Origin of the sequence: Lysinibacillus sp. LZ02 (genome assembly GCF_050613145.1) — a bacterium.
Classification (GTDB): Bacteria; Bacillota; Bacilli; order Bacillales_A; family Planococcaceae; genus Lysinibacillus_B.
Window position 1 is genome coordinate 1,934,969 of record NZ_CP192507.1, and the last position, 14,458, is coordinate 1,949,426.

Here is a 14,458-nt window from a genome sequence, read left to right on the forward strand (position 1 = left end):
TTATGAGTTTACAAGCGGTTCAAACATTTTTTGCAAACATTGGTCGCGAGGAGGATATCGTTGTCCATGCCCAAAGCACAGCATCTGTACAAGAGGCAGCAGAGGCAATTGGTGTACATCCAGCACGCATTGCGAAAACACTTTGCTTCCAAGGAAAAGATACACCCATTTTAGTTGTTGCAGCAGGTGACACGAAAGTAGACAATGCGAAATTTAAGCAAACATTTACGGTAAAAGCAAAAATGCTTGATCTTGATCGTGTTTTACAGGTGACGGGACATTCTATTGGTGGCGTTTGTCCTTTTGGGCTAGTAACAGATGTACCTGTATATGTAGATGCGTCGTTAAAACGTTTTACAACGGTGCATCCCGCATGCGGCAGTTCAAATTCCTCTATCGAATTAACGGTAGATGAGTTAAAACTATACGCCCATGCACAAGGGGAAGTCGATGTGTGTAAAGATTGGGATCCAGCATTAGCCGAATAGTACATAGGACAAGCTGCGGTAGCATTTTAATATTTTGGGTGTATAAAGTTTGATAAGAATACCACAATAAATCTGTAATTTGAAAATACATGATGGAGGGGTATTTATGTCAAACAAATATCAAGCAAAGCCAGATGACCGTACAAACAATGTTGAGCGTTTACAATCGATGGTCAAAAATACGATGGAAAATATGGAAGCTGCAGAAGAAACGATGCTCTATGCAAGCCCTGAAGAACGAGCGCAAATTGAAGCGAAAAATAAACGGCGAGAACAGTCCGTTACAGCAATGCAAGAGGAAATTCAAGATGAAAAAGCAGCTCGTGAACAAGGCTATCAATAGAAAGTTTAACTATAAAAACTATACAAAAACGCTAGCGACATTGTCATCGCTAGCGTTTTATTTGTGAATAGGCAAGTTAGTGATTAGCGTAAGCACTAGCACTAGCTTCTTGCTCCCTTTCGTAATAAAAAATGATTTTCTGCATCCTTTTGTTTAATTACATCGTATAAGGGTATTTTATACATAGATGATAAAGTGAAAGGAGAGAGGATTGTTGGATAATTCGTTACAAAATCAAGCATTAGACATCTTATCAAAGCATTCCATTGGTGTCATGGCCACTGTGTCAAATGGTAAACCAGATTCGCGCTATATGACATTTGCACATGATGGGTTTACTTTATACACGGTGACCCCAAAAGATTCTGAGAAATTAGACGAGCTGAAAAAGAACCCTCATACCCATATTTTATACGGGTATGAACATGAAGAGCTAGGAGAGACCTTTTTAGAAATTGAAGGGAAAGTATCAGAATCGAATATCGATGAGATGAAAGAGCGCATTTTATCAAATTACAAAGGTGATTATTTAAACGATGCGTCATCTCTCGTGTTATTAAAGATTGAGCCAGAGCGTCTTCGATTTATGAATAAAAAGGGAGATAACCGAGAGGAAATCAACTTCCATTAAGAAGGGATGAGGCGGATGGACAATTTACAAGAGCAAATATTAGATATTTTAGATAGCAAAAAAATCGGATCCATGGTTACAGTAAAAGGCGATAAGCCTTATGCACGTTACATGACTTTTACCAATAGAGGATTTAAGCTTTATACGATGACAGAAGATGATTCTTCAAAAGTATTGGACCTCGAAAATAACCCGCATACCCATATTTTGTTTGGCTACACAGAATCAGATGCAGATGCTCCTTATCTCGAAATTGAAGGGAAAGTGACAGACTTTATCGATGATGAATTAAAATTGAAAGTCACTAATTTCCTGCGTGGAGTAATGAACGATGATGCACATGATATGATTACACTAGAAATTGAGCCTACTTGCATTCGGTTAATGAATAAACAAGGACAACCACCTCAAGAATTAACGTTTCCGTTATCTTAATTGAGAGGCGATCTTCCATCGGGGGAGATCGCCTTTTATATTAAGAAAAGCCGTTCTCGTGTTATGCTAGGAAGAAAGGAGTGAGAAGATGCTAGAAAAGTTACAACCCTTTGTTGATCAGCAACTTGCTCGAATTGTCCAGCAAGATGAGATTCAATTTATTTATGACATTAGCGGCGAATTAGTCGGAGAAATACATATGGAAGAAGGACTGCTTCAGCGCATTGATTTTTATAATGTGGATGCTTTAATGGAGCAAGGTGTACCGTTAACAAACAGTGCCATGATGGATGCCATTGTGCGTCCCAATCATGCGCTATTTGAAATAGAGAAGAAAGAAATTTCGACAATCGCTTGGCGTATAAAGGAAGCGCTGGATGATCGTGATTTAAAGCTCGACGTAATTGTGGACTTTGATGCGAATTATTTAGCTATATTTGAAGAAGTGGAGCCGCGCTATCGACTCGCTTTGCCGAATTCAGGTCTTCAGTTATCGATTAAACGTGACGGGACGTTAGCAAGTGCAACATTTATGCATGAACATTATACCGTACAATATCCAGAAACGATGATTTCTCCTGAGGAAGCAAAAGCTATTTTGTTACAGCAACCACTCATGCAGTTAGCGATTCATATGGAAAATGCTTGGCATTATGTGTATGTACCAGCATACGATGTGTATGGTGTAGGGGTAGACGGACACGTAAAAAAGATGAGCGAATGGCCTGAAATGATAGGATTTGGCTATGATGTATTGCCGGAAGTACATATAGATGAGCCGCTTGAAATATTACTGCTTGGTGGGAGACAGGGCAATGTGGAATACACGGAACAGGAGGCAGAGGGTTACTGGGACATTATTGTTGAGGAAGAAGTGGCACAATGTGTAGTAGAGCAACCGTTAATTCGTGCTTGTCAGGCGTTAAAGTATGCAGTAGGGGAAGCGTATGAAAAGTATAGGTTTGAACGAACACCAAATACCGATTCTGTATACAGATATGCCCCTTTTTGTCTAGACGAAGTGGAAAATGAATCCACAACGTACCGGTTCGTATACGAGCATCAAGGGGTTTATTTATCGGAAAAAGCATCGGAAATCGTTGTGCATAACGAAACAGGGCATATACAATCGATGGTGATTTCCACGATTCCTTATGAGCAATTAAATGCGCTACCAAAACCGATGATTACACTGGAAGAAGCCAATGCTACCGCGAAACAATATGTGGATGTAGCATTAACAGTAGAGCGAGCAGATTTAGAAAGGAATGTATACACCTTAATGTATAGCGTGGATTATCCGCATTCTCCAACAGGCGGACATATTGAATCGATTAATGCTTATACAGGTACGATTACATATGTTGAAACAGGATTTGTTTCAATAGATGAAGAAAGTTAAATATATAATAGAATGAAAATCTTCTACGTAAAAAGTTATTACGCTAGGAGATTTTTTTATTAGTCGAAAGTATAAGTTTCATGGGTATCCACAAAGATGTGTTCTTCTAATAAGGAAAACTATTTTGATTGACATGTATATTTTAAATGCCGTGGTCTCATAATGGTAAAAATAGATAATGCGAAATTGTTATATTTTATAAAAATTGAGAATAGTTAATAATGAGGTTGTAGAATGAGGAGGAATGGACAGATGTTTGAAGTAGGACAATGGGTGTCATATCGACAAACTCCGGCTTTTATTTTAGAGGCAAATAATATAGAAAAAAAATATTTAATTCAAGCACCAAAAGTGTCGAAGTTATCATATTGGATTCCGGAAGATTATTTAAGGACAAACGAGGAAGTCCAATTGTTAGAAGAAGATATTTACGAGTTAAAAGTAGTAGCCATTAAAACGGGGGATTTACAATGGTATCGTGAATTATCACAACAATATCAATAAATAAGGGTGCTTCGTCAATTTCGCGAAGCACCCTTTTACTATAGTTTAAATCGACTTACGGCCGTAGCGAGTTCGTTGCTTAAGTTGTTTAATTGTTCCGAAGCAATGGCAACGGAGTGAATCGCTGTCAGTTGCTCATTTGAAGTGGCACTTACTTCTTGGCAGGCAGCAGCTGATGTTTGGGCATTTGCAGCCATTTTTTCAATAGTCTGTAGCACTTCATCTTTGTAGCGATTGACGCCATCTATTTCGTGGTGAACGGCTACAAACGATTCATTAATACGATCAATACAATTTGCTAAATTCGTAAATAGGTTACTTGTATTTTCAACAATATTATTCGATTCATTAAATGTCTGTTGCATATCATTCATACGCTGAGAGACAATCTGGGACTCCTGTTGAAGCTGTGTAATTGTCTGTTTCACTTGTTCTGTTGCGTCAGCAGATTGTTCAGCTAGCTTTCGTACTTCATTGGCTACAACAGCAAACCCCTTACCATGTTCCCCAGCACGAGCCGCCTCAATCGATGCGTTTAAGGCAAGTAAGTTTGTTTGAGCCGAAATGGCACTAATCGTATTCATAATAGAATCGATGGAGCCAATTTTATGCTCTAATGCAGTAATGACCGTACCCATTTGTTGTAATTCTTGCTCTGAATGTGCAAAGCTTGTTAGAAGAAGCCCCATTTTTTCACGACCCCCTTCATTTAATTCGCCAGCTTCAGCAGTAATAGCCTCGGTAGCGTGAGAGCGTTCGTTTATGTTGTGAATTTTTTCGGCTAATGTCGTAGATTGGTCTGTAACTGCTTCAGCATTGGTAGAAGATTCTGATGCACCGATCGCAATTTCATTGACCGCGGATGAAACTTCGATTGCAGATGCGCTTGTTTCTTCCGCCATTGCACTTAAATGATGCGAACGTTCCTCTACATTAGCAGATGAATTTTTTACGACTTGAATAATATTTTTCATATGATGAATCATGTCGTTAAAATGATGTGCGAGGCGACCGATTTCATCGCGACTTTTTACATCAATATGTACGGTTAAATCACCGTCTGATACGCGCTCCATTAATGTGCCGAGCGTATAAAGCGGTTTAATAATACGTGAAATGAAAAAGTACAGTACAACAAATGTGACGACTAAAATCAAAATGGTAATAATGAAAATAATTTTTTGAATATCTTTCGCGACCGTTTGTAACTGATCAATCGTGTAAATCGCACCTACTGTCCAATTTAAGTCAGGAATCTTTTGATAAATAATGATTCGATCTTCGCCGTCAATTGTTGATTCTAATTTATTCGTGTCGTTTGTATTTTTCATTTGCTGGACAAAGTCATAGTTTGCGAGGCTCGCACCGGCTAGGGTAGGGTGTGCAACAGCTATAGCGTTGTCATCTAATATAAACGGATAGCCTTCATAACCTATTTCAAGTGCAGATACCATGTTTGTTAAGCTTTCTAGTAAAATGTCGACCCCTAGTACACCGATAAGTTCGTTTCCAGCATAAACCGCTTTCGAACCAGTGATGGCATATTGACCTGTCGCCGCATCAATATATGGGTCGGACCATGTAACAACAGATGGATTAGCCATGCTATCGATATACCAACTACGAGTAGTCGCATCGACGTCTTTAATGCCATCAAAATGTGGTTCAAATAAAATGTGATCTGCCTGTGCAAAATAAATGCCTGAAGCTTCCCCGTAGTGATGCATAAATGTCGCGAACTCTGTACGAAGTGTTTTGTCTGCTTCGTCAAATAACACTTCATTTTCTTTGAAATAGGTAATGACTTCATCTGATTCCGCATATGTAAGCAATACTTTTTCATAAATACCAAGTGCTGTTGTGACGTTATTTGAAAGTTGGTCGACAAGCGATTTGCTTTGTTCGACAACGCTTTCTTCTGTTTTGTTTGTAATAATAATGGAACTAATTGAAGCTAAGGAACTTAATCCAATCACGACAATTAAAATAACAATACCTATAATTTTCCATTTGACGGATAATTTCATCCATCTTGCCCCCTTTTTTAACATAACGATACTTATTCTAACACTTTAGGATTTTTAGTAAAGGATAAATCGGTCTTTTGTCTGTAAATTGATTGTATGAAATATTGAAACTTTTGGGGGAGAAGTTCGTATGGTAAAGTAAGGGTAAGCCTTTAACTGTAGAACGGAGGAATTGTAATGACTGAAATGAAAAATCCACTCTTTGACGATTTGGATGCAAGAACGTCAACACCAGAACAACCAAAACAGGAAGTAATGGAAGCTACACCAACACAATTAGTATCGAATGAGGAATTATCACAAATTCGACAACGACAAATCAAACTAAAAACGGAGCCCCGTGTTTTACAGCTAGCTGACAAAATTGATGTAAATAATCAAATTGCTGTACTAGAGTTTGGGAAAGAAACAGCGAAGGGGATTTCTACATTTTCTGATCGTATGTTAGCGACAATTAAGACAAGTAATCTTGAAAAATCAAGTACGCTGTTAAATAACTTGAATAAAATTATGGACCGCTTTGATCCAAAAGAGTTTATGGAAGAGGAAAAAAAGGGCGGCTTTTTAAAACGTTTATTTAATCGTAGCAAAGAACAATTAGAACGTATTTTAGCGAAATACGATAGTATGAGTAAAGAAGTGGACGCTGTTCATACGGAAATTCAAAAGTATGAAATCGAAATGAAGCGTAATACCATTGAATTAGAGCAAATGTATGATGAAAACTTAAATTATTTCCATTCATTAAGCGAGCATGTAGCAGCGATTGATGTGAAACTAGAGCAATTACAGGCGTATTTACCAACGATTGAAGCGAGAGGCAATGCAGGCGACCAAGAAGCATTAATGCAGGTTGATACAGTTCGTCGTAATATGGAACTGTTAGAGCAACGGAAATATGATTTAGAAATGGCACAGCAAGTCAGCTTCCAATCTGCGCCACAAATCCGATTGATGCAACAGGGCAATAATAACTTAATTGCTAAAATTAACTCTGCTTTTGTCACGACCATTCCAATTTTCAAACAAGGATTGATTCATGCAGTGACATTGCAGCGCCAAAAACTTGTATCAGATTCGATGGCAGAGTTAGACAAGCGTACGAATGAAATGCTCATTCGCAATGCGGAAAATATTCGCCAAAACTCAGTAAATATTGCCCGTCAATCAGGTGCACCAAGCATTTCTGTGGAAACGATTGAAACAACGTGGCAAACAATTATGCAAGGTATTCAAGAAACAAAACAGATTCAAGCAGAAACAATGCGAAACCGTGAAGAAGGACGTAAACGCATTGAGAAACTGCAATTAGAGTACGAGAAATTAAAGCGCATGTAATAGATAAAACGGAGCTATCCCATCAGTAGGATAGCTCCTGTTATTTAATAGATTTTTTCAACGTCCTCCAGGTAGTAGGAGGATTTTTTATTTGCATTCATAAGCATATTGCTTTAATATAAAGTGTATTAAATTTATCGGAATTAAAGGTATTGAAAATGAGTAAAGGTTGTGACATGTATGACATATGTAAAAGAAAAAGCGAAACGTTACTTAACGAATTTTAATCGATTACCTTCATTAACGACAATGACGCCGCAAAGAGCGAGAGCATTGCGAGCAGCATTGCCACCAGCTACTGTTAAAACAGGTACGGTAGCTACGATTGAAGATCGAACAATTACAGCAAGAGACGGTGCAAACATTCCAATCCGTATTTATACACCAAAAGGGGATGGACCTTTCCCAATTATTATTTATTATCACGGTGGCGGTTGGGTACTAAACGACTTAAGTACATGTCATGCAAGCTGTACATTACTTGCAGAGAAGACAAAATCTATTGTCGTATCTGTGGAGTATCGCTTAGCTCCAGAGTTTAAATTTCCAATTCCGCTACATGATGCATATGATGCGTTCACGTGGGTAAAAAGTGAGGTAACACAACTACAAGGAAATGGTGTTATTGCAGTAGCTGGAGATAGCGCGGGAGGCAATTTAGCTACTTGTGTGGCACTGTTAGCGAAAGAACAACATCTAAGCATTGATGCACAAATTTTACTGTATCCCGTGACGAATTTATCTTATGAAAGTGACTCATATGAAACCTATGCAACGGGTTTTGGACTGGACCGTGATGTGATGAAATGGTTTGGTCAGTATTATATTCGAACAGAAGCAGACGCTAAAAATCCACTAATCGCACCGCTTCATGGAAAGTTAGCCGGCTTACCACCAACATTTCTATTAGTTGCAGAAAATGATGTATTACGTGATGAAGGATTACTTTATGGCAAAAAATTAGCGCAATCCGGTGTAGTAGTCCAACAGTCCATTGCATCTGGACTTGTCCATAGCTTTTTTACTAAAAATGATGTGTTTGAAGAAGAAATTGATGGAACGATTGAAGAAATCGTAAGCTTTTTAGAAACGTATGTTTATTGATCGAGCATGGGCATTAGTAAATATGGATAATTTTTGTTACATTATGGGGCATTCCTAAAAGTATAGAAAAGGCAATTCGGTTTCGACTCGAATTGCCTTTTTTATTATTGATTTTGGGGATAGGGAAAGTCAGGTTTTTTATAGCTACACGGACAAGAAACAATGTAGAAAGATTAGTACGTAACACTTTTAGCAATCGTACCTCTTCGTTAACGGTTAAGTGCTATTAGATTTGAAGTATTAGGTGGATTACAGATGTGTTGATTTTATAAATATTGATAGATGGTAAGCGTGATTTTTTAGTGGAATGGTTGATAAAAAGTGCTTGCTCGTTGATGGGAGCGGAGGCGACTCGACTCCAGCAGGAAAAGCTGAGCCCGCGGAAGGCGAGTTAGCCATAGTGGAAATCAACGTATTCCAATAAGCTTGTGAATGATAAAAGGGAAATCAATACACGTAGATGGATCATTCTTTTTCATAAAAATAATCATGGAGCGGTAGCGAAAAGCCGATACTGCCAAGTGTACCCCCTAGCCATTTAGGTACAAAATCGGATAGTTCAACGTTTGTTAAATAGATCCCTTCTCGTGATAAGACCTTTTTAACAGCAGTGACAAATTCATGTAATGTAAAGGACTCTCCAAGGTTCAGTTTTTCCTCATAATCCTTTGTTAATTGCTGTAGTAAGTAAAAGGTATGTTCGTCCATATTGGTTGAAATGACATATTGGTATATGGCATATTTTTGATGGTTAGCTGCTAAGTTTTGTAAAAGTTGAATTTGAAAATCTTGACGTGCAATTTGTTTTTCAAGTGCTTGTAGTCGTTCTTCAATCGTTCTATACATATATTCACCTCACTTTAGTTTTTTAGTTAAAGCACATCGGTTATGTTCTATTATATCAAAAAGGTGCTATATTTTATCTGAAATAGATGCTAGACTATGTCGAGTATAGAAATTTGAGTAATGGTTCGAGATATTGAGGTGTTTTTATGGACCGACTAAAAGGAATTTTAATGATTATTATAGGATCGATATCCTGGGGAGCAACAGGTCCGATCATGGAATGGTTATTATCTACAACAGAAATAACCCCTTCGTTTATGCTTGCTGTTCGATTAATTATTGCAGGCACATTGTTATTAGCCTTTTTACATGTAAAGGGTACAAATGTGTTTGCTATTTGGAGACAAACGGCATGGCGTAACCAGTTACTTATATTTAGTATCATCGGCATGCTAGGGCTACAGTTTACATTTGTAAAAACGATTGAAGAAAGCAATGCGATTGTTGCTACATTATTACAGTTTTTAGCGCCTATTTTTATTATACTATATGTGTCGATTGCGCATAAAAAATGGCCACCGAAAGCACAAGTGATAGGCATTATCGGTACATTGTGTGGCCTCTTTTTGCTACTGACGAATGGCTCACTCAGTTCATTAATGGTGAGTAAAACCGCACTTATATGGGGTGTTGCAGTAGGCTTTACGTATGCATTTTACACATTATATCCAGCACGTCTGATGAAAGAGTGGGGCGTATTAGTCGTTGTCGCGTGGGGATTTTTACTGAGTGGAGTCGAGCTATCTATAATAGGGAGAATTTGGGCGACAGATGAGTGGGGGTTACTTGCTAATTCAACAGTAATTTGGATGATCTCAGGGCTTGTGATTTTTGGCACCGTTGCATTCGTGTTATTTTTAAGCAGTATGAAATATATTACGGCCATTGAAACGAGCGTGTTATCCAGCTTTGAGCCGGTAACTGCAACGATTATTTCGGTAATTTGGCTTGGTTCAGTCATGCAGATGTGGCAAGTTGTCGGCATCATGCTCATGCTTGTGTTTGTAGCGTATTTATCAATTGCTGGCAAGAAGGAATAAGATAGAAAATTTAATCGTTTTTTATAAAAAAGTGTTCAGCATCTAGGTAGCTGAACACTTTTTATTTTGAGAGGCGCAGCGGGAAATTTTACGTACTTCACTTTCGCACCGCTAAATAGATCATCATTAAAATAATTAATCCTGTCCCGAGCCATTGGAATGTACCGAATGGTTCGCCAAGCCATAATACAGTTGCAAGTACAGCTGTTAATGGCTCGATGTTACCAAGTAAACTCGTTTCCTTAGCTGTTAGTGTTTGCAAGCTTTCAATATAAAACCAAAATGCAAGCATTGTTCCAAAGATGACGACAATGATTAAATAAAAGATTGTCTCGCCTGTCCAAGTGGATACATTCACATCCCAAACAGGATACACTAGATTGATTGCGACAGCCCCGATAACCATTGCCCACCCAACAATTACAAGCGAATCGTATTTTTTTAACAGGGGAATCGCATACAACGTATAAAAAGCGAGTGTAACGCCAGCTAAAAGCCCCCATACAATAGCAGGCATCGGAACAGCGAATGCAGAAACAGAACCGTTTGTTAACAAAAAGAAGCAGCCTAATAATGCAAGTGTTACTGTAACAAAATCTTTCCTCGTAAACGGGAATTTCTTTGTTAGCACTAACCAGACGATAATCATCACGGGTGCTAAATATTGCAATAAAGTGGCAACAGCCGCATTTCCATAATTAATACTTGCTAAATATGTATATTGAACTGCTAGCATACCAACAAGCCCGAAAATGATAAGACGAAGGGCATCAGTTTGCCAAACACGAAAGACTTGTTTGCGGTCTTTAAATATGCTTTGTGTGAGTAGTAGTAAAATGCCTCCGATTAATAATCTGATCGTCACGAGCCAACCGACCCCGACCTCAAACTTTTGGAATAATTGCTGTGACATGGTTCCCCCGATTCCCCAGAAAAAGGCCCCTAGAATCACGAGGGTAAAACCTACTAATTTATTTTTTGCCATAATAACCTCTTACTATATTAATATCATATCGATTGTAGCCCAACTATAGATAAATAGAAAGGAATTGTTAAATATTCTTAAACAATTCTTAAACAATATATTTAAATGCAGTATATTTATGTTAGTATAGAAAATATACAATACATACAAAAAATTGAAAATATTTTACTGAAGAGAGGGATACATCCTTGAAAACATATAAACAAATAGTGCATGAACAGAAGTCATTGTTTTTATATGTTTTACTCACATATATTGTAGCTGCGATAGTAATTATTTTCCGTGAATCATTATATGGCATTTTTGGTGAACGTAATTATGTGACAATTCACCTAATTATTGAAATATTTATTTGTTTTTTCTCGTTATCCATTGCTGTACAAATTTGGTTAATTTCTAAATATAATCCGAAAAATCGCACGATTTATATGGGTGCATTATTTTTAATGACGGGGATATTAGAAGTGAATCACGCAATCGCTTATAAAGGAATGCCTTACTTTATCCAAGAAAGTGGTCCGTATCTAGCTACATGGTTTTACGTTATTCCCCGTGTAATGTTTCCATTAGGATTACTTATCGTCTTTTTATTAGAAGAAAAAGAGGTTTCAAATAGTAGACGAGTACAATCTTATGCGCTCAGTATCATCTTTAGTCTGATCGTAATTGTTATGGTGTATATGCCAACTCAATTATTACCGGTACTTGTTGATGAAAATGGCACAACCGCATTAAAAAACAATTTACAAATGGCCGCTTTGGTTTTACAAATAGCTTTAATCGTTTTACTAGTAAAACGATTAAAAGTTATGCCACGTCGCGCAATACTGATTATCGCTGCATCGCTTTACTTATTATGTAGCGATATTATGTTTGTCTCTTATAAGGATGTATACGATATTTATAATTTTACAGGACATATTTTCCAACTTCTAGCGTATTTGCTCTTGTTTAAAGCGATTTATTATTTAACGGTTGAACAACCATTTAATAAATTAATGGAAGCAAATACATCATTGGAACAGTCAGAGCAAGAGATTAAACAGCTAGCGTATTACGATGAAATAACAAAACTACCAAATGAACGGTATTTAATGGAATATTTATCTGGAAGTTTAAAACTAGGGGAGTCTCAGAAAGCACTTGTTGTTTTTGGGGTAGGAAGATATTACAGTATCAAAAATTCGCTCGGTACGAAATATACAGATAAAATGCTTGTCATGATTACAGAGCGATTACAAAAGTTTTTACCTGCAAATTATGTACTGTGCAAGCTAGCGGAAGATCGATTTGCTATTTTTATAGAAAAACATGATGATTCTCAAAAAATTTACAAGCTTTCACAGCAATTAAAAGAGATGATGGAAGAACCTCTTGTTATCGACCATTTTGCTCTAAATAGTAATGTTGATATTGGGATTTCACTGTATCCAACAGATACGATTCATGAAGAAGATTTACTGCAATTTGCCAAGTTTGCCACACATGAAGCGAAAAAAGAGCCGGAGCGCGTAGCCTTTTATACGGTTGACATGCAAAAAGCACAGTCGAACCGCATTGTGTTAGAAAATGATTTAAAAAATGCGATTGTACGCGAGGAGCTTTTCTTAGAATATCAACCACAATTAAATTTACGCACAGGGGAGATTCGCTCGGCAGAAGCACTTATTCGTTGGCGTCATCCAAAGAGAGGATTAATTTCACCGTTTGAGTTTATTCCAATCGCTGAAGAGAGTGGTTTAATTGTTCCTATTGGCCAATGGGTACTAGAGAGAGCTTGTCGTGAAACAGTAGCTTGGCAGCAAAAATATAAACAGCCGATGAAAGTAGCGGTTAACTTATCGATGGGGCAACTTTATCAAGATGATTTTGTTAATTTTGTAAGGCAAACATTACAAAAAACAAAATTGAAGCCAGAATATCTTCAACTAGAAATTACTGAAAGTATGACGATGAATACAAAGCAAATTATTCCTGTACTAAAAGAGCTGAAAGAACTAGGTGTCGCCATTGCTGTTGATGATTTTGGGACAGGCTATTCATCTTTGGCCTATTTAAAAGATTTCCCAATTGATTGCTTAAAAATCGATCGTAGTTTCATAGGGAATATTTTAGAAAATCCAAACGATGAAGCATTAGTGAGAATGATTTTATCGATGGCAAAGCATTTAAATTTAAAGGTCGTTGCAGAAGGAATTGAAACGGTTGAGCAACTAGACTATTTACTACATAGCGACTGCGATAAAATTCAAGGATACTTTATTAGTAAACCGATTTCGTATACAGCACTTGAAACTGATTTTACAAAAATACAGCAATTCGCAGATGAGCAACTATCTAAGTTGAAAGTAAAGAATTAAGATTAAGGGGATGTCTCGAAAGTAAAAACTTTCGGGACATCCCCTTCACTTTTCGGTAAATATTTACTGAAAAATATTGCTCCTGTGGTGTTCACATTGAAATGTCACCATCCTCGTCGCAAAGGTGTCGTCTCAAATGTCTTTTCAGACGTCCCCTTTGTCCCGATTATTGGTAGAAATTTCGATAGTAGTAAGTAAAGGAGGGTATGCAATGATTACGATTAGTCCAGGTCATTGGAAAGTAGGATCGGGAGCGGTTGGTTTAATCGATGAGGTGACAGAAGCAAGGAAAGTGGTTGATTGGGTTGTGAAATTAATTGAACATCGAGGGATTAAGGTCCATAAAATCGTCGATAATCAATCCAAAAATCAGCGTGAAAACGTACAATTTTTAGTGAGCTCGCACAATAAAACAGACCGAAGAATCGATGTAAGTGTCCATTTTAATGCGATTAAAGGAATTGAAACACGCGCTATTGGAACAGAAGTATTGTATCAAGAGGAAGCAGTTAAGCCACTGGCGACCAATTTAAGTAAAGCAATTGCTACAGCAGCTAGTTTTGTAAACCGGGGTGCGAAAAAACGATTAGATTTAGCTTTTTTAAATAACACAACAAAACAAGCTGTATTACTTGAAATTTGTTTCGTTAATTCTACGGTAGATGTTGCCTTATACGAAAAACATTTTGAAGCAATCTGCCATTCAATTGCGTCCGCACTTGCTGAATATATCCAGCCGGCTGTTCAAATGTTCTCCAGTCCAGCATTGCACAAGCGTGTAGAGGCGATCTTTTATGACAACACGAAAGTGGCGCATTTATTACAGCAAGGAGTAAAAAGGGGTACCTTCTTACCAGTATGGCAAGAAAAACATGTGCAAGGTAACTTAACGCTAATAGATTTTTGTGGATTATGTGTGTTGTTGGGGGAGGAGGAGTAATAGAGGGGATAAAAA

Annotated in this window: 14 protein-coding genes; 11 read left to right on the forward strand and 3 right to left on the reverse strand. The window is 37.5% G+C overall.

Going from position 1 to position 14,458, the window contains the following annotated elements; translation table 11 throughout:
- The first annotated feature begins 2 nt into the window (after window positions 1–2).
- The 6 genes from ACQQ2I_RS09460 (at window position 3) to ACQQ2I_RS09485 (ending at window position 3,803) form a co-directional block, all read left to right on the forward strand.
- Window positions 3–488, forward strand: coding sequence for a YbaK/EbsC family protein (locus ACQQ2I_RS09460; protein ID WP_431030272.1), 486 nt, complete (start codon window positions 3–5; stop codon window positions 486–488).
- 106 nt (window positions 489–594) lie between these two features.
- Complete coding sequence (tlp, locus tag ACQQ2I_RS09465; protein ID WP_431030273.1) at window positions 595–831, forward strand: small acid-soluble spore protein Tlp; 237 nt, start codon at window positions 595–597, stop codon at window positions 829–831.
- Between the two features lie 214 nt (window positions 832–1,045).
- Window positions 1,046–1,462, forward strand: coding sequence for a pyridoxamine 5'-phosphate oxidase family protein (locus ACQQ2I_RS09470; protein WP_431030274.1), 417 nt, complete (start codon window positions 1,046–1,048; stop codon window positions 1,460–1,462).
- A 15-nt stretch (window positions 1,463–1,477) separates the two neighbouring features.
- The gene (locus tag ACQQ2I_RS09475) at window positions 1,478–1,897 is read left to right on the forward strand and encodes a pyridoxamine 5'-phosphate oxidase family protein (protein WP_431030275.1); all 420 of its coding nucleotides are present in this window, start codon (window positions 1,478–1,480) and stop codon (window positions 1,895–1,897) included.
- 88 nt (window positions 1,898–1,985) lie between these two features.
- Entirely contained in the window at window positions 1,986–3,299 is a 1,314-nt protein-coding gene (locus ACQQ2I_RS09480) for a hypothetical protein (RefSeq protein ID WP_431030276.1), read from the forward strand.
- 252 nt (window positions 3,300–3,551) lie between these two features.
- Window positions 3,552–3,803, forward strand: a complete 252-nt coding sequence (locus tag ACQQ2I_RS09485; RefSeq protein ID WP_431030277.1) for a hypothetical protein — start codon at window positions 3,552–3,554, stop codon at window positions 3,801–3,803.
- A gap of 38 nt (window positions 3,804–3,841) precedes the next feature.
- On the opposite strand, the gene ACQQ2I_RS09490 is transcribed toward ACQQ2I_RS09485, so the two are convergent.
- Window positions 3,842–5,830 carry a methyl-accepting chemotaxis protein gene (locus tag ACQQ2I_RS09490; protein WP_431030278.1) on the reverse strand — a complete coding sequence of 663 codons (1,989 nt, stop codon included), beginning with the start codon at window positions 5,828–5,830 and terminating at the stop codon, window positions 3,842–3,844.
- A 255-nt stretch (window positions 5,831–6,085) separates the two neighbouring features.
- Here ACQQ2I_RS09490 and ACQQ2I_RS09495 point away from each other — a divergent pair, with 255 nt between their 5' ends.
- Together ACQQ2I_RS09495 and ACQQ2I_RS09500 are read left to right on the forward strand one after the other, a co-directional pair.
- The gene (locus ACQQ2I_RS09495; RefSeq protein WP_431030486.1) at window positions 6,086–7,168 is read left to right on the forward strand and encodes a toxic anion resistance protein; all 1,083 of its coding nucleotides are present in this window, start codon (window positions 6,086–6,088) and stop codon (window positions 7,166–7,168) included.
- Between the two features lie 180 nt (window positions 7,169–7,348).
- Window positions 7,349–8,272: an alpha/beta hydrolase fold domain-containing protein gene (locus ACQQ2I_RS09500; RefSeq protein WP_431030279.1), complete on the forward strand. Its 924-nt coding sequence runs from the start codon at window positions 7,349–7,351 to the stop codon at window positions 8,270–8,272.
- A 465-nt stretch (window positions 8,273–8,737) separates the two neighbouring features.
- On the opposite strand, the gene ACQQ2I_RS09505 is transcribed toward ACQQ2I_RS09500, so the two are convergent.
- Window positions 8,738–9,118, reverse strand: coding sequence for a hypothetical protein (locus ACQQ2I_RS09505; RefSeq protein WP_431030280.1), 381 nt, complete (start codon window positions 9,116–9,118; stop codon window positions 8,738–8,740).
- Between the two features lie 146 nt (window positions 9,119–9,264).
- Here ACQQ2I_RS09505 and ACQQ2I_RS09510 point away from each other — a divergent pair, with 146 nt between their 5' ends.
- Window positions 9,265–10,158 carry a DMT family transporter gene (locus ACQQ2I_RS09510; RefSeq protein WP_431030281.1) on the forward strand — a complete coding sequence of 298 codons (894 nt, stop codon included), beginning with the start codon at window positions 9,265–9,267 and terminating at the stop codon, window positions 10,156–10,158.
- Window positions 10,159–10,255: 97 nt separating this feature from the next.
- Here the strand turns inward: ACQQ2I_RS09510 and ACQQ2I_RS09515 are convergent, their stop codons facing one another.
- Window positions 10,256–11,143: an EamA family transporter gene (locus ACQQ2I_RS09515; protein ID WP_431030282.1), complete on the reverse strand. Its 888-nt coding sequence runs from the start codon at window positions 11,141–11,143 to the stop codon at window positions 10,256–10,258.
- Window positions 11,144–11,331: 188 nt separating this feature from the next.
- Here ACQQ2I_RS09515 and ACQQ2I_RS09520 point away from each other — a divergent pair, with 188 nt between their 5' ends.
- Window positions 11,332–13,503, forward strand: coding sequence for a bifunctional diguanylate cyclase/phosphodiesterase (locus ACQQ2I_RS09520; RefSeq protein ID WP_431030283.1), 2,172 nt, complete (start codon window positions 11,332–11,334; stop codon window positions 13,501–13,503).
- A 211-nt stretch (window positions 13,504–13,714) separates the two neighbouring features.
- On the forward strand, window positions 13,715–14,443 hold the full coding sequence (locus ACQQ2I_RS09525) for an N-acetylmuramoyl-L-alanine amidase (protein WP_431030284.1): 729 nt from the start codon (window positions 13,715–13,717) through the stop codon (window positions 14,441–14,443).
- Window positions 14,444–14,458 lie beyond the last annotated feature (15 nt).